This window comes from Acinetobacter sp. CAU_H_60 (genome assembly GCF_058599385.1).
This window is the reverse complement of sequence record NZ_CM178653.1, coordinates 140,740-157,106: the sequence shown is the minus strand read 5'-3', so window position 1 is coordinate 157,106 and position 16,367 is coordinate 140,740. Positions and strand designations below refer to the sequence as shown.

Here is a 16,367-nt window from a genome sequence, read left to right as displayed (position 1 = left end):
ACATCAGATCTTAGTGATCAGATGCACCTGAGATTCCAATACCTGTTTGTGAACGAACAAACTGTGCATCAAAGGCTTTGCGTTCTGCTTGTGCTTTCACTGAGCGGTCTGTGATGGAGAAGAACCAGCAGCAGAAGAAAGACAGTGGCATTGCAAATAATGCAGGACCATTAAATGGAACGACTGGTGTATCTGAAATCGCGAAAGTATCTACCCAAACGGCTTTAGACAGTACGATCAGTACTACCGCAGTCACCAGACCAACCACGCCACCAATGACAGCACCACGTGTAGTCAGGCCTTTCCAGAACATAGACAGTACCAGTACCGGGAAGTTGGCACATGCGGCTACCGAGAATGCCAGACCCACCATGAAGGCAACGTTTTGCTTCTCGAACAGGATTCCCAGAATCATCGCAAAGATAGCAAGACCAAGGGTCGCAATTTTAGACATGCGCAGTTCAGATTCAGGCGTAGTACGGCCTTTCTTGAATACGTTTGCATACAAGTCATGTGAAATTGCTGAAGCACCTGACAAGGTCAAACCTGCAACAACTGCAAGAATGGTTGCGAATGCCACTGCAGAAATGAAGCCCATGAACAGGTCACCACCCACAGCATCTGCCAGGTGAACCGCAGCCATGTTGTTACCGCCCACCAGCTCTAGCTTGCCTGTGATTGCCATTTTCGCAATGTCCAGGAACTGCGGGTTATTCGCTACGTATAGAATCGCACCAAAACCGATAATGAAGGTTAACAGGTAGAAGTAACCAATAAAGCCTGTCGCAACAACCACTGATTTACGTGCTTCTTTGGCATCTTTTACCGTAAAGAAGCGCATCAGGATATGTGGCAGACCTGCTGTACCAAACATCAGCGCCAGACCGAGAGAAATCGCATCGACTGGATTCGAAGCCAGGTTACCTGGGCCCATGATCTTGGTTGCATCTGCAAGACTCAGGTCATGTACTTTAGAGTAAACCTGAATCGATTGTTCAAACATATTGGTGAAGCTAAAACCTACGCCTTTCATGACCATGAAAGCCATAAATGTCGCACCAGACAACAGCATCACGGCTTTAATAATCTGTACCCAAGTCGTTGCCAGCATGCCACCGAAGATTACGTAAGCCATCATCAGCAGGCCAACAATTACCACAGCAATGTTGTAGTTCAGACCGAAAAGTAATTTGATCAACTGACCTGCACCCACCATCTGTGCGATCAGGTAGAACGCCACCACAACCAGTGAACTTAATGCAGCCAGAGTACGCACCGGTTTTTCTTCCAGACGGAAGGATACTACATCAGACAGGTTGAATTTACCCAGGTTACGCAAACGTTCTGCCACCAGGAATAAAACGATTGGCCAACCCACCATAAAGCCTAGTGAGTACAGTAATCCGTCAAAACCTGACAGGAACACCATCGCGGAAATACCGAGGAAAGATGCTGCAGACATGAAGTCACCAGCAATGGCCAGACCGTTCTGGAAACCAGAAATGCCGCCGCCGGCAGTATAGAAATCATTGGTATTTGTGGTTTGTTTGGCAGCCCATTTGGTAATAAATAAGGTTGCTCCAACGAAAATCACAAACATGATAATCGCGTGCCAGTTGGTCGCTTGCTGCTCCGCAGCACCCAGATCTGGTCCAGCAAATGCCATTGCCGAGCTGAGCAAGGTCAGCGCTGCAGCAGCAAGCGCTTGATATGAAATCCCTTTCATCTTAGTGTTGCCCCTTTTCTTTTGTAATCGCTTCCACTTCCTGAATTGCTTCTCTGTTCAGCTGATCAAGTTTGTTATTGGCAATGTAGGAATACACCCAGCACAATATAAAAGACAAAATAATGATACCGATACCTAGAGGTACACCCCAGGTCGTTACACCGCCAGAAATTGAAGACAATAGAAATTCTTTGTTGTAGCCAACAAGCAACATGAAACCGACATAGACAAATAGCATGATGCCGGTTAAGGTCCAGCTCAGCGTACTTTTTCTACGTACCATTTCTTTGAATTTGGGATTCTGTAGAATTCTTTCTACTTGTGCCTCATCCATAGTTACACTCCTGTAGCCCCACCATGGGCTTACTATTTTTTAATTCGAATTATCACTGTTGCAAAATAACAACATTTAGAATGACTTGTAATTTAGACTTTGGTCGTTAAAAAATGATCAATTTAAACTGCTGAGTGCATGATGCGGTATCATAGCGTCATGCACAGTACACATCAGGCTATATGAACAGTTGGCTCATCATAGGGGTGCTCGCCCTCTATATCACTTTACTCTTTACTTGCGCTTTCTATGGGGAAAAACATGCCAGCCGGCTGAGTACCCGTGGCCGCATGCTATTGTTTAGTTTAACTTTAGGCGTCTACTGCTCTTCCTGGACATTTTATGGCGCGACTGGCGCTGCGGTTCGTGAAGGGATTATTTTCCTGCCGATCTATCTTGGTCCCCTGCTTTTTGTCGCGATTGGTTACGATATCTGGCGCCGTCTGGGACGGGTACGCCAGCATCATGCGATTTCTTCGATCGCGGATTTCGTCGCTGCACGTTATGGTAAAAGTGGGCCTCTGGCTTCACTGGTGACCATTCTGGCGGTGATTGCCATCATTCCCTATCTGGCCTTGCAGTTACGTGCTATTGCCTTGAGTGCGGCGGTCATTCTGGAACCTTCAGCCGGGATTGCCAGTACCACCAATAGCGTACTGTTCCTGACTGGCGTCCTGGCAATTTTAGCGATGATTTTCGGTACCCGGCAGATTGCCAATACCGAACAGCATGGCGGTCTGATGCTGGCTGTCGCCTTTGAATCCTTCGTCAAGCTATTTGCCTTGCTGGCCGTAGCCTGTTTCTTTATTTTTGAAGCACCAGAAAATCTGCCTCAGATCAGTAGCGATATTCAGTCTACCTTCCATGATGTACAGCTATTTGGCGTACCGGAAAGCTTCTGGGTACAGACTTTACTGGCTGCACTGGCGATTATCTGTTTGCCACGTCAATTCCACGTAGCAGTGGTTGAATTACGGGATGAAAAACATATCCGTGGTGCACGTCGCTGGTTTGCCATTTATCTGATTCTGACCACACTGGCAATTATCCCGATCGCCAGCTGGGCACTGCATGCAGCACCGCAATATCTGGCGATTCCTGATGTTGCAGTGCTGTCTTTACCGCTTAGCTATAATCAGGACTGGCTAACTTTACTGGCCTTCTTAGGGGGCTTCTCGGCTTCGACTGGTATGTTACTGGTGTCTTCAGTAGCCCTGTCGATCATGCTGAGTAATGACCTGATCATGCCAGCGCTCTGGCGGTTAAACCTGATCTCACGGCATGACAAGCGTTTACCACTGGTACTCAAATTTACCCGCCGGATCTGTATTCTGGCCGTGATGTTGATGGGCTTTCTGTTCTTCAACTTTTTTAATGATATTGACCAGCTCTCAGTCTTTGGCCTGCTGGCCTTTAGTGCCGTGGCACAATTCGCCCCTGCCCTGATTGGTGGTCTGTATTGGCGTGGCGGGAGCAAGCAAGGTGTATATGCTGGCCTGCTGACCGGTTTCGCTTTATGGTCGTATACCCTGCTATTACCAACGATTTTGCGCAGCCTGCCAGAAGCCTATCAGCAGTTTAGCCAGAGTTTTCTGGAACAAGGCCCCTTGGGCTGGAACTGGTTACGTCCTGAAGCCCTGATCGGTTTCGAATCTTTTGATCCTCTGACGCATGGTGTGGTCTGGGCGCTAGGCCTGAATACATTCCTATATATCTGGATTTCCCGGATGTTCCGCCCAAGTGTGGCTGAACAAATTCAGGCAGAAAGTTTCTTTTACTATGAAACCAAGCCGCTTCCTTCTCAAAGTCCATCTACTGATGTCAGCTACTCGCATCAGGATGTGGCCCGTTTAAAAGTTGGTGACCTGATTACGCTGGCCAAGCGCATTACCGGTGAAGGTCCAACCATGCAGGCCTTCCAGCAGTTCTGTGCTCAAAATAGTGTGGAACTGAATGAAAATAGCAGTGCCAATGGCATGTGGTGGCGTTTTACCGAGCAGTATCTGGCCGGTACCATTGGTGCAGCATCGGCACGTACCTTGCTGACTACCGCGATGGTCAATAATGGCCTGGCCTTGGGTCAGGTGGCGAATATTCTGGATCAGGCCTCACAATGGCAGCGTTTTAACCAGAACCTGATCATGACCATGATCGACCATATGACCCAAGGGGTGAGTGTGGTCGATGAAAACATGTGTCTTGTTGCTTGGAACAACCAGTATCTGAAACTGTTCGATTATCCAAAAGATATTGTTTATGTCGGTTGCCCAATCGCTGATCTGATTCGTTATAACGCTGAACGCGGTGAATGCGGTCCAGGTTCGGTTGAAGAACATGTACGTAAACGGATTCACTGGATGCAGGTTGGTAGTGCGCATGAATTTGAACGGATCCGTAAAGACGGCCGCGTGATTCAGATGCGGGGTAACCCAATTGAAGGCGGTGGTTTCGTGACGACCTTTGCCGATATTACTGCCTTCCGTGAAAATGAAGCATTACTGGAAGCCCGGGTTCAGGATCGTACTCAGCAGCTCGCTGATGCCCTGTCTGAACAGCAACTGGCGCGTGAACAAGCCGACAAAGCCAATATGTCCAAGAGCCGCTTTATTGCTGCCGCCAGTCATGACCTGTTACAGCCAATGCATGCTGCACGTCTGTTCAGTACGGCGCTGGAGCAAAGTGTACAAAGCGAAGAAGATCGCAAGACCCTGCAGCAACTGGATCGTGCCCTGCATGGGGCAGAAAGCATGCTCTCAGCTCTGCTGGATATTGCCCGACTGGAGGGCGGTACGATTCAGCCGAAACGTCAGGCTTATCCACTGCATGACTTATTAAGTGATCTGAAACTGCAATTCAAATCCATTGCAGCACAGCGTGGCATCAAACTGCGGGTACATGATGCCCAGTTCTGGATCGATACCGATCCGCAATGGATTCGCCGGATTATCCAGAACTTTGTCAGCAATGCCCTGCGTTATACCGCCAAAGGTAAGGTTGTGGTGGGTGTACTGCGTTCTAGCAACCGACCGAACCATATCCGGATCGGGGTTTGGGATACCGGTCCCGGTATTGCTGAAGAACAGCGCATCAAGCTGTTCCAGGAATTCGAGCGTTGTGGCCATACTTCGCCTTGGGGTGAACAGGGTCTGGGGCTTGGTCTCGCCATCGTGCAACGTATGACCGGTTTACTGGATTATCCAGTTCATGTTTCTTCCGAGCTGGGCAAAGGCTCCTGCTTCATGATTGAAGTACCGTTGACCGCAGCACCGAAAGTCGTTGCCGCCCCTGTTCAGGCTGTGCCATTGAAGTCCAAGGCCTTTAAGATTCTATGTCTGGACAATGATGAAACTATTCTGGAAGGCATGTCGACCTTATTGACCAAATGGGGTTATCAGGTCTTTAAAGCCACCGAACCAGAACAGGCAGCCGAAATGATCCAGCAGGAAAATATTCAGGTCTGGCTGGTGGATCAGCATTTAAATCAGGACAAGATCGGTCTGGACTTTATTCTGGAACATCGCAGTAGTGATATTCCGGTGGCATTAATTACCGCAGATTCTGATCCGGAACTGCCACAGCGCCTGAAGGATTTAAATATTGTCCTGCTGAAAAAACCGTTGAAGCCTGCTTCACTCCGTTCCTGGTTATCCGGTCTGAAAATCTCAGGTAGCTAGAACTTTTTATTTTCATCTCAATGCCCATTTTAATGATTTAAAGTGGGCATTTTTTATACTGAACAAATACCTTTCTTTACCTGACTGGCAAAAAAATCAGGCCAATGTGCTAAAAGCACCAAATTTCACATAATTCCTGCTGATAAATTGCTCAAAATTATCATTTCAGCATTCTCTATGGCAAAAGCCACCAATTCTATTAATATACATGTGTACACCTAGTTACAATTATTTAAATATTTGTTTTAAATTAATTTTTAATCCTATTTTGTAGCAGATAGAACTTTGGTCGTATTTTTAATACAACCAGCCTAGTTCTAAAAATAGACAATATAAGAAACGATCAGTTTCCATCTGACAATGCCTAAATCCTTTTGGCAGCTGGTCTATTTGCACTGCTAGATAGGAGTTATAAAAATGAAACTCGATGAATCAATTGCTCAGCTTCCCGCACAGACTCAGCAATTCCATCGCCAATATGGTGCTAATGCCTTATTACCCAGCATCGACTGGGCACAAATGTTTAAATACAGCAAACTCGACGATACCCAGATTCAGGCACTTGAAACCTTGTATCAGCATGCGGTTCCTTTAGCCCTGCAAGTTTTTGATGAACTGCATTTTGATGTCTTTGAACCTTATGCCTACAAACCGCAAGGTTTAGGCTTATTTGAACGTCTGGCTGAACAGGAAAACAAGCTGATTGAATCTCTGGAAGCGGAAGCCGAAGATTTGCCAGCAAAAACCCGCTATCAGATCTGGAGTATGCTGCTGCGTGGTGGCGCTGTTCTGGTCTTTAAAGCGTGGCTCGGCAAAGTGAAAAATGAAGAAGATTGCCTGGACACGACCCAGTTTGATGAACTCTCTGACTTGCTCTTTATCAAGACCTGCCCACATGAACTGGCAGAGCACCTACAGGTCGATCCGAATAGCACAGACGAGCATGTGTTCCTGATGTATGAAGATGAAGTTTATCTGGACCGTTTTAACAGTCTGGAAACTGCTGCCCTGTTTGTAGATTTGGGGGTTTATGATGCAACTTTCCTGAGTCTGCGTGATGACCGTGTGGCGGAATATCTGATCTCCAAAGGCTATGTCACCCAAGAACAGATAGATGAATTGCAATCTGCACTGAACCCCATGTTCTGTACCGATGTCACCCAAAAACAGGATTATATTGCTTAATCTGCAATATTCTCAAAATAAAAAAGACCTCATGTGAGGTCTTTTTTATTTTGTAAGCTGCCTCACTTACATTTTCTTTTCTTCAATATTCAAGGCATTGATGGCAAGCACCGCCTGGGTACGGTTTTGTACACCCAGCTTACGGAAGATTGCTGTCACGTGCGCTTTAATGGTGGCTTCTGAAACATCCAGTTCATAAGCAATCTGTTTGTTCAGCAAGCCTTCGGCTACCATCATCAAGACACGGAACTGTTGTGGTGTTAAAGACTGAATCCGTTCTGCCAATGCAGTTTCATCTGCAGCACGCGGATCAAAGTTCATGTTGGCTGGCAGATTTGGTGGTAACCAGATTTCACCTTCAAGGACTTCACGAATCGCTTCACCAATATGGCTTGGATGTGCAGATTTTGGAATATAGCCCATTGCACCATGTGCAATCGCACGCTGGATAATGCTGGCTTCTTCGTGAGCAGAAACGACAATAATTGGAATCGAAGGATATTGGGCGCGAACGTGGACCAGAGCAGAAAAGCCCGATGCACCTGGCAGGTTTAAATCCAGAAGGACAAGATCAGGCTCAGGACCATTTTCTAGACGTTCATAAAATTCATTGACTGCTGCAGTTTCATGAATCTGCGCTTGTGGCAGACTATAACGAACAGCTTGGATCAGAGCATGACGAAACAGTGGATGATCATCAACGATTAAAATATTCATAGGACGTGAGAGAGATCTTGTGCACAGTAGCTCCTATTCTAACCACACAAGCCAGTTTATGGATATGCAAGATCACCAATTTTTTAAATAATGTGGAGTTTTTCTTTAATTTTTTTAAATTTTGGCTTATTTCAATAATTCTTTAATTCTCATCACTTTTTTATATATGATTTATTCCTATTCTGCATAGCTTATCTTTATTCAATATAAATATAGTTATCAGTTATTTATCCAGCTCTCTATGTTTCAGAAGCAAATTTTCCGCTTATATAGAAAAATCAGATAACTTTTCAGCATTTCGTTATTTTACACCTACTGCGGCAATCGGGATTAATAGGGTCATTCCGAGCTTAACCATTTTTAGGTACTTCACATGTCCCATTTTTCCGAGCAAAAACCTTTAAACATCGTGGCTGTTTCTGGCGGCCTGAATCACCCATCTAAAACCGAAGCACTGGTTCAAGCCATTCTGGATGAACTGGGTGAAGCGACGCCAATCAATGTACATTTCATTAAGTTCAGCGAAATCGGCCAGCTTTTAGGTGGTGCAATTTACCGTAACCAGTTACCGCAACGCGTACAGGATGATCTGGCAGCCGTTGAAGCAGCAGATGCCCTGATTGTCGGTACGCCTGTTTACCGCGCTTCATTTACGGGTCTGTTTAAGCACTTTTTTGACTTCGTAGAACAAACGGCGCTGGTAGATGTACCGGTTCTTTTAGCAGCTTCTGGTGGCAGTGACCGTCATGCGCTGGTTCTTGAACACCAATTACGTCCATTGTTCAGCTTCTTCCAGGCACAAACTCTGCCAATCGGGGTGTATGCCACAGATCGTGACTTTACGCCTGAATACACCATTCATAGCGAATTACTCCGTGCCCGTATTACCTTGGCAGTGGCTCGTGCCCTACCGATCCTTGAATGGGCGCCAGCAAAGGGGCAGCGTGCTGAGGTCATTAAAGAAAAATCTCAGCAAGCCAACCAGAACCTAGGCATCAATAAGCAAATCGAACAGGAAGAAGTTTTACCTTCCGCTGCAGTGCCAAGTCTGGATGCCGCAGAATCCCGTTTGCACAGCAAGAAAGCGCCAAAGACTCAAGTGGCTTAATAGCCGCTTCATTCAGAGGGTAAGAATAATGTCACAAGATAAAAATATTGTATTTGCTTACTGGGTTCCAAATGTCAGCGGCGGTCTGGTGGTCAGCGACATCGAACAGCGTACTGACTGGAGCTATGACTATAATGTCCGTCTGGCGCAAACTGCTGAGAAAGCAGGTTTTGATTATGCCCTGACCCAGATCCGTTTTACTGCGGGCTATAACGCTGAAAACCAGCATGAATCAGTCAGCTTCAGTCATGGTATCCTGGCGAAAACTGAACGTTTAAAAGTGATTGCCGCGATCTTGCCGGGTCCATGGAAACCTGCGCTGGCAGCGAAGCAGCTGGCCACCATTGACCATCTGACCAATGGCCGGATTGCGATTAACGTCGTAAGTGGCTGGTTCCGTGGCGAGTTTGATGCAATTGGTGAAGAATGGCCGGAACATGACGAACGTTATGCACGTTCAGAAGAATTTATTCGCAGCCTGAAAGGGGTCTGGACTCAAAACAATTTTAGTTTTGATGGCAAGTATTACCAGTTTAAAGACTATACCTTGAGTCCAAAACCAGTACAGAAACCACATATTGAAATCTTCCAGGGTGGCAGTTCTCGTGCAGCACGTGACATGGCTTCTCGCGTATCGGACTGGTACTTCACCAATGGCAATACACCTGAAGAGCTGAAAAAACAGATCGATGATATTCGTGAAAAAGCCAAAGCGAACAACCACTCTGTGAAAATTGGTGTGAATGCGTTTGTGATTGCACGTGATACCGAAGAGGAAGCGCAAGCAGTACTGCGAGAAATCGTGGCCAAGGCCAATGTTCAGGCGGTGAAATCTTTCGGTGAGGCAACGCGTGAAGCGGGCGCAGCGAGTAAAGAAGGTGAGGGTAACTGGGCCAAATCCACATTTGAAGATCTGGTGCAATATAACGATGGCTTCCGTACCAACCTGATCGGGACGCCAGAGCAGATTGCAGAACGTATCATCGAACTGAAAAAAGTCGGTGTTGATCTGGTTCTTTCAGGCTTCCTGCACTTTATTGAAGAAGTAGAATATTTCGGTGAAAAAGTCTTGCCACTCGTGCGTGAACTGGAAGCGCAGCAAGCTGAACAGCAACAAGAAGCTGAGCTCGTTTAAACTATAATAATGCTCAGCATAACGATTCATTCCCTCAAGGCTCGGCTTGAGGGATTTTTTTTGTGCAACACAGTGTTCTCGGCATAGAGATAGCCGCCTGCTTCATTCTTGACTAGAATAAAGCCAAACTCGATGAGATAGAAATTTAAATTATGTATACCGGTATCGTACAAGGCTTGGAAAAAGTCGTGGATATTTGCCAGGGTAATGGCTTCATTACTATTGTTGTGAGCAACGACAATCAGTTTTTTCAGGATGTCTTTATTGGCGCCAGTGTTGCGATCAACGGCGTCTGCCTCACCGTAACGACCATTGATCAGAAGCTAAACCAGATTCACTTTGATATCTCCGATGTAACCCTTGCCCTCACCACCTTAAAATCTCTTCAAGTGGGTGATGAAGTGAATGTCGAACGCTCTGCCAAAGTCGGTGCAGAAAATGGCGGGCATAATCTGTATGGACACATCGAAGGTACGGCGATCATTAAAAATCTGGAACATCGTGGTGAAACCTACCATATCGATATTCAGATCCCGGATGGCAATATCAAATACTTTTTCTTAAAAGGGTTTATTGGTCTGAATGGCTGCAGCCTGACCGTCAATCGCGTCGATCGCACCAAGAGTGAGATCTCGATTGATCTGATTCCCGAAACCTTGCGTCTGACCACCTGGAAAAATGCCAAAGTAGATGATGAAGTCAATTATGAAATTGATCAGACTACGCGTACCTTGGTAGATACCCTAGAAAATATTCACCAGCGTTAAAATGAAAGAGCCGCTTATACCATAGGCGGCTTTTTTAACTGATCATTCTGCCCATATCTACGTTTCTATACAGAATTTTCAGGTGGAATGAATAAAATAATCTGATTCCGATTCAGAACGTTATTCCCATGCAGTTGATCTGGTTCCGCCAAGACCTCCGTATTCATGACCATGCTGCACTCTGGCATGCGACCCAGAAAGGACCTTGTATTGCACTAGCAGTCCTCTCTCCCGGACAATGGCAATTACATCAGGATGCCCGGATCAAAACTGATTTTTATCTGCGCCGGCTCAAATATTTAAAACAGCAGCTACAGCAACTGAATATCCCGCTGAGCATATTGAATGTTCCTTTATGGAAGGATATATCTCGGGAAATATTAAATCTGTGTCAGAGTCTGAAGATTGAAAGCTTGCATGCCAATATCGAAGTTGGCGTCAACGAACTGGAACGTGATGCTCAGGTACAGCAATTACTGGAACAGCAGCAGATCAGGGTCGAGCTCTATCATGATCGCACCCTGTTTCCCCTCGGCAGTATCCGGAACCAGTCCAATCAACCGTATCAGGTCTATAGTGCCTTTAAGAAAAAGTGCTATGAACGACTGATTCTGGATGTACCCGCCTGCTATCCTGAGATTGAAGCTCAAGATCCAATCCAATTACCTACTGAGCTCACGGATTTTGATCTGGAAAAATTCTCAGCGGATTATGTAGTAGAGCATGCTGCCCAACTTTGGTCTGCGAAAAATCAAACTGCCTTGGGTCTGCTCGATGACTTTATCGAGGATAAAATGGCTCATTATAAAACCAACCGTGATCTGCCAGCAGTTGATGGTACCAGCCGCCTCTCCCCTTATCTGAATATCGGTATTCTCTCCATTCGCCAGTGTATGCAAGCTCTTTTTCAGGATGGCTATTTCCAGATTGAAGACTTGGGTCAGCAAACCTGGTTGGATGAACTCTTGTGGCGGGAATTCTATCTACAGACCCTGTTTGATTTTCCACGTGTCTCCAAACACCAACCATTTAAGCAAAATACTAATAATATCCAGTGGCGCAATGCCCCCGAAGATTTAGCTGCCTGGCAAAAAGGCCAGACCGGAATTCCGATTGTCGATGCTGGCATGCGGCAAATGCTGGCGACAGGCTGGATGCATAACCGGGTCAGGATGATTACTGCGATGTTCCTGTGTAAGAACTTGCTGATCGACTGGCGACTAGGTGAAAGCTGGTTTATGCAGCATCTGATTGATGGCGATCTGGCTGCGAATAACGGTGGCTGGCAATGGTGCGCATCAACCGGCATGGATGCCGTGCCCTATTTCCGGATTTTTAATCCGGTCAGCCAGTCCCTGAAGTTTGATCCCAATGGAGACTATATCCGCAAGTGGGTGCCTGAACTGGCGCATCTAGATGCCAAATCCATTCATGAACCTTATGCCAAAAATCCAGATCTGGAACTGGATTATCCAAAACCGATTGTCGATTTAAAAGCCTCTCGTGTACGAGCCATAGAAGCCTTTAAGCAGATTTAGAAGAAACTATCACTTCATCTAATATGAAAAGCCTCCAATATCGGAGGCTTTTTATTTTCATATTAAGAATAAAAACTTGGATCAGGCACTTTCCCGGTCAGTACCCATTCCCCAACTTCCTGATACTTATAATCCACCGGATCATGCAAGGTCTGGGTGCGAACATTACGCCAGAAACGGTCCAGATTCAGTTTAGCAGTAGTCGCACGCGCGCCCATCACTTGGAAAATATTCTGGGTGATATAGAGAGATGTATTGGTGGCCGCGATTTTGGCTGTGGCAATCGCCACTGAAACTTCACCACGCTGCTCAGCAGTGAGATCATTGCCCAGATCCCAAGCTGCTTGTAAAGTTTGAATCGCTTTATCAGCCAGCAAACGCACGCTTTCCAGCTGCACATAAAAATCGGCAAAATGCTTCTGGGTAAAGGGGTCATTCACTGCCTCTTCTACCAGTGATTTTGACCAGGCTTTTTGAGTCTGTACGGTTTGTTTGGCCACTTCAAACGCACCTTCTGCTACACCGAGGAACATGTGTACAAAGATCAGCTGGGCAATCAAAGGACGTAAGCTTGAATACGGTGTACTCAGTGGACCGGGATTTAACAGCAATTCATTTTCATGAATTCTGACCTGCTCAAAATGGCTGGTGCCGCTATCGGTCTGGCGTTGACCCATATTATTCCAGTCACCGAGAAAACTTACGCCCTTACGTGCTGTTGGAATGACCCCAATCAGTAATTTTCCAGCGTCGTTATAGCCTGAGCACAGTAAAATATCGGAATCAATGGAGCCGGAACAAAAGCTTTTATACCCATCAAAAATATATTCTTTTTCAGCAACTTTTGTTGCGGTAGTACGATGGTCTAGCGGATTTAAGGTATTGCCCCAGAACAGGTTTTCCCGAGCGGTCTGTTCAAACCATGGGCCATATTGTTCTGGTTGGGAAAATAATTGAACCGTTGCAATCAGCAAATGATGAAACCCATAAACATGTGCTAATGAACTATCGACTCGGGCAATGATTTGAATGGTTTTAAAAATTGTCTGCCAGTCTGCTTCCTGACCGCCGTACTGTTTCGGAATAGACAGGCCCAGTAAACCGCTCTGGCGAATCAGATCACGCTCGGCTTTAGGATTACCGCCCTGCTTGTCACGAACTGCGGCCGTTTGAGCAAAAGTTTCTGCCAATTGCTGGGCAATTTTCAGGGGAGATTGATCTAGATATTGTTGTCGTACATTCATTCTTTTAACCTAAGTTCAGCATGGTTTTAGCTTAGCAGATTGCAGCTTGGCACTATATTCGAAAGCATGCAGAGCTTATTCCTGAGACAAAAATACCGGCAAATAATGCCGGTATTTGAACGTCCTAAACTTATGCCTGATTACGCTGCACTTCAGCAATTAACTGATCGACTACTTGTGGTTCAGCCAGAGTCGAGGTATCGCCCAGACTGTCCAGTTCATTGGCAGCAATCTTTCTTAAGATCCGGCGCATGATTTTACCTGACCGGGTTTTAGGTAAAGCGGGTGCCCAGTGCAAGGCATCTGGCGTTGCCACTGGCCCTAAAATTTTACGTACCCAAGCTACCAGTTCACCGCGCAACTGTTCAGTACTTTCAGTCCCTGCCTGCAAGGTAACAAAGGCACAAATCCCCTGTCCTTTGATGTCATGCGGCATACCGACAACAGCAGCTTCGGCAACTGCTTCATGGGCCACCAGTGCACTTTCAATCTCTGCCGTACCCAGACGATGACCGGAAACATTGAGTACGTCATCGACACGACCAGTAATCCAGTAATAGCCATCTTCATCACGACGTGCACCATCACCGGTAAAATAGGTACCTGGATAGGTCGAGAAATAAGCTTCAATAAAGCGGTCCGGGTCACCCCAGATGGTGCGCATCTGGCCTGGCCAGGAATCTTTAATCACCAGATTTCCTTCTGCCACCCCTTCAATTTCCTTGCCTTCTGCATCGACAATGGCTGGTTGCACACCAAAGAATGGACGGGTTGCAGAACCCGGTTTCAGGTCTGTCGCACCTGGTAAAGGCGTAATCATGAAGCCACCGGTTTCGGTTTGCCACCAGGTATCAATCACCGGACAGCGACTTTCACCAACTACCGAGTAATACCAGTTCCAGGCTTCCGGGTTAATCGGCTCACCGACCGAACCTAAAATTCTCAGGCTGCTGCGATCACTTTCCCGTACATAGGCATCGCCTTCCCGCATCATGGCGCGAATGGCCGTAGGTGCGGTATAGAGAATCGTCACATTGTGCTTATCGACGATGTGTCCGGTACGCGCCCAGCTTGGATATTGTGGTACACCCTCAAACATCACCGTAGTCGTACCATTAGAGAGGGGACCATACAGCACATAGGAATGCCCGGTAATCCAGCCGACATCGGCAGTACACCAAAATACATCATCCTGTTTGATGTCAAAAACTTCGCGGAAGGTGCAATTCACATAAGTCAGATAACCGCCTGTGGTATGCAGTACGCCCTTAGGCTTTCCGGTTGAACCCGAGGTATACAGGATAAATAAAGGATCTTCCGCATTCATCGGTTCAGGTGGACAGATCTCATTCACGGTCATGATTTCCATGTGATACCAGAGATCACGCCCCTGTTGCATTTCTACCGGATTGCCGGTGCGATGTACAACGATGACATGTTCAACCGATTCGGTGCCAGCAATTTTCAGGGCTTCATCGACATTGGCTTTCAGTGGAATAGCTTTGCCACCACGCATGCCCGAATCTGCGGTAATCACCATTTTGGCCTGACTGTCTTCAATCCGGCTGGCCAGAGAATCAGGTGAGAAACCACCAAATACCACACAATGCACTGCACCAATCCGGGCACAAGCCAGCATGGCAATTGCGGCTTCCGAGACCATTGGCATATACAGCACCACCCGGTCGCCTTTTTTAATCCCGTTCTTTTTCAGGACATTGGCGAAACGGCAGGTTTCATCATAAAGCTCGTGAAAAGAAATAATCTTGTGACGGGACGGATGATCCCCTTCCCAGATAATCGCCGGTTTATAAGGATGTTCCTTAAGATGGCGATCCAGACAGTTGGCACTGACATTGAGCTGGCCATCTGCAAACCATTCAATTTTAAAATTGTCTTTATCAAAACTGGTATTTTTAACCTGGGTAAAAGGCTTGATCCAGTCCAGGCGCTGTGCCTGTTCAGCCCAGAACTGATCCGGTTGTTCAATGGATTGCTGATAACGCTCAAAATACTCTGTATCAGTGGTACGTGCGGTTTTCTTAAATTCTGCTGGTACTGGATAGATTTCTTTCATTGTTCGCTTCCTTGATCTTGTTCTATCTCATCACGAGAGCTTGATGGCATTTTGTTGATTGTTTTTTATGCATAATGGCAGTATGTACTGCATATTTCAAATCCGACAATCATGCTTTCGTCGTAGATTATTTATTCAAATTCAATCAGAATAACTTCGGATAATGCTCAACTATGGCCAAAGTCAGCTAGATATTGCTATCGTCAAATAAAATGAGTCTCCCACTCTCGCTGTATTTTATACAGGCTTAGGATCTTGCCCATGAATTCAACTGAACCTTCCTATTTCCCTCCTCCTTTTCCTGCAGCAGATCATCCCTTATCGATCAGGGGCCGATTTGGACGTTTGAGTTTTATTGCCTGGTCCGCATTTTTACAGTTTATTTTCTTATGCAGCAGTATTGCGCTAGGTTTAAGTATTGATATTGTGAACATTGCCAGCCTATCGGTAGATTCAAACTGGCAAATTTCCCTGCACGGCCTGTCCAGCCTGTTTGCCTTAGCGATCATGCTGGTCTATCTGTATTTCGGTATTGTGATTACGGTACGACGCTTACACGATCTGGACCGTAGTGGCTGGTGGATATTGCTATTCTTCGTGCCTTTGATCAATCTGTTTGTCTGGATCTATATCCTGCTTTTTCCAGGAACAAGAGGCAGCAATCAGTATGGCCCAATACGTACAAGCCCCGTCTGGGAAAAAATTGTGGCTTGGCTGGTAATCATTTTTACCGTACTCAGCCTGTTGGCGACGACTGCGTTATTCTCTTATATGAGTGAAGGTGAGCCTTCAAGAATCCCAAGTGAAGTGAAGCAGAAAACGACTGAGTTCTTTTAAGACAGTTGTGTCTGTTTTGCATAAA

General features: G+C 46.2%; 12 protein-coding genes. 7 read left to right on the top strand and 5 right to left on the bottom strand.

What is annotated here, in order from left to right; genetic code table 11:
• Positions 1 to 10: 10 nt before the first annotated feature.
• Both AC4MBN_RS00720 and AC4MBN_RS00715 read right to left on the bottom strand, forming a co-directional pair.
• A complete protein-coding gene (locus tag AC4MBN_RS00720) occupies positions 11 to 1,726 on the bottom strand; it encodes a cation acetate symporter (RefSeq protein ID WP_180011055.1) in 1,716 nt (571 codons plus the stop codon).
• 1 nt (position 1,727) lies between these two features.
• The gene (locus AC4MBN_RS00715; protein ID WP_004781535.1) at positions 1,728 to 2,060 is read right to left on the bottom strand and encodes a DUF485 domain-containing protein; all 333 of its coding nucleotides are present in this window, start codon (positions 2,058 to 2,060) and stop codon (positions 1,728 to 1,730) included.
• 182 nt (positions 2,061 to 2,242) lie between these two features.
• On the opposite strand from AC4MBN_RS00715, the gene AC4MBN_RS00710 reads away from it, so the two are divergent.
• Together AC4MBN_RS00710 and AC4MBN_RS00705 are read left to right on the top strand one after the other, a co-directional pair.
• Positions 2,243 to 5,734, top strand: coding sequence for a PAS domain-containing hybrid sensor histidine kinase/response regulator (locus AC4MBN_RS00710; RefSeq protein ID WP_491880487.1), 3,492 nt, complete (start codon positions 2,243 to 2,245; stop codon positions 5,732 to 5,734).
• A 417-nt stretch (positions 5,735 to 6,151) separates the two neighbouring features.
• On the top strand, positions 6,152 to 6,919 hold the full coding sequence (locus tag AC4MBN_RS00705) for a hypothetical protein (RefSeq protein ID WP_491880486.1): 768 nt from the start codon (positions 6,152 to 6,154) through the stop codon (positions 6,917 to 6,919).
• Between the two features lie 66 nt (positions 6,920 to 6,985).
• Here the strand turns inward: AC4MBN_RS00705 and AC4MBN_RS00700 are convergent, their stop codons facing one another.
• The gene (locus AC4MBN_RS00700; RefSeq protein WP_004781530.1) at positions 6,986 to 7,636 is read right to left on the bottom strand and encodes a response regulator; all 651 of its coding nucleotides are present in this window, start codon (positions 7,634 to 7,636) and stop codon (positions 6,986 to 6,988) included.
• Between the two features lie 373 nt (positions 7,637 to 8,009).
• On the opposite strand from AC4MBN_RS00700, the gene msuE reads away from it, so the two are divergent.
• The 4 genes from msuE (at position 8,010) to AC4MBN_RS00680 (ending at position 12,184) form a co-directional block, all read left to right on the top strand.
• Entirely contained in the window at positions 8,010 to 8,744 is a 735-nt protein-coding gene (gene msuE, locus AC4MBN_RS00695) for an FMN reductase (protein ID WP_005232646.1), read from the top strand.
• A gap of 28 nt (positions 8,745 to 8,772) precedes the next feature.
• On the top strand, positions 8,773 to 9,879 hold the full coding sequence (sfnG, locus tag AC4MBN_RS00690) for a dimethylsulfone monooxygenase SfnG (protein WP_491880485.1): 1,107 nt from the start codon (positions 8,773 to 8,775) through the stop codon (positions 9,877 to 9,879).
• A 152-nt stretch (positions 9,880 to 10,031) separates the two neighbouring features.
• Positions 10,032 to 10,646, top strand: a complete 615-nt coding sequence (locus AC4MBN_RS00685; protein ID WP_419365481.1) for a riboflavin synthase subunit alpha — start codon at positions 10,032 to 10,034, stop codon at positions 10,644 to 10,646.
• 128 nt (positions 10,647 to 10,774) lie between these two features.
• On the top strand, positions 10,775 to 12,184 hold the full coding sequence (locus AC4MBN_RS00680; protein WP_491880484.1) for a cryptochrome/photolyase family protein: 1,410 nt from the start codon (positions 10,775 to 10,777) through the stop codon (positions 12,182 to 12,184).
• Between the two features lie 62 nt (positions 12,185 to 12,246).
• Here AC4MBN_RS00680 and AC4MBN_RS00675 read toward each other — a convergent pair whose 3' ends face one another.
• Both AC4MBN_RS00675 and acs read right to left on the bottom strand, forming a co-directional pair.
• Positions 12,247 to 13,428: an acyl-CoA dehydrogenase family protein gene (locus AC4MBN_RS00675; RefSeq protein WP_491880483.1), complete on the bottom strand. Its 1,182-nt coding sequence runs from the start codon at positions 13,426 to 13,428 to the stop codon at positions 12,247 to 12,249.
• A 130-nt stretch (positions 13,429 to 13,558) separates the two neighbouring features.
• Positions 13,559 to 15,505, bottom strand: a complete 1,947-nt coding sequence (gene acs / locus AC4MBN_RS00670) for an acetate--CoA ligase (RefSeq protein ID WP_104426735.1) — start codon at positions 15,503 to 15,505, stop codon at positions 13,559 to 13,561.
• A gap of 261 nt (positions 15,506 to 15,766) precedes the next feature.
• Here acs and AC4MBN_RS00665 point away from each other — a divergent pair, with 261 nt between their 5' ends.
• Entirely contained in the window at positions 15,767 to 16,342 is a 576-nt protein-coding gene (locus AC4MBN_RS00665) for a DUF805 domain-containing protein (protein ID WP_491880482.1), read from the top strand.
• Positions 16,343 to 16,367: the final 25 nt, after the last annotated feature.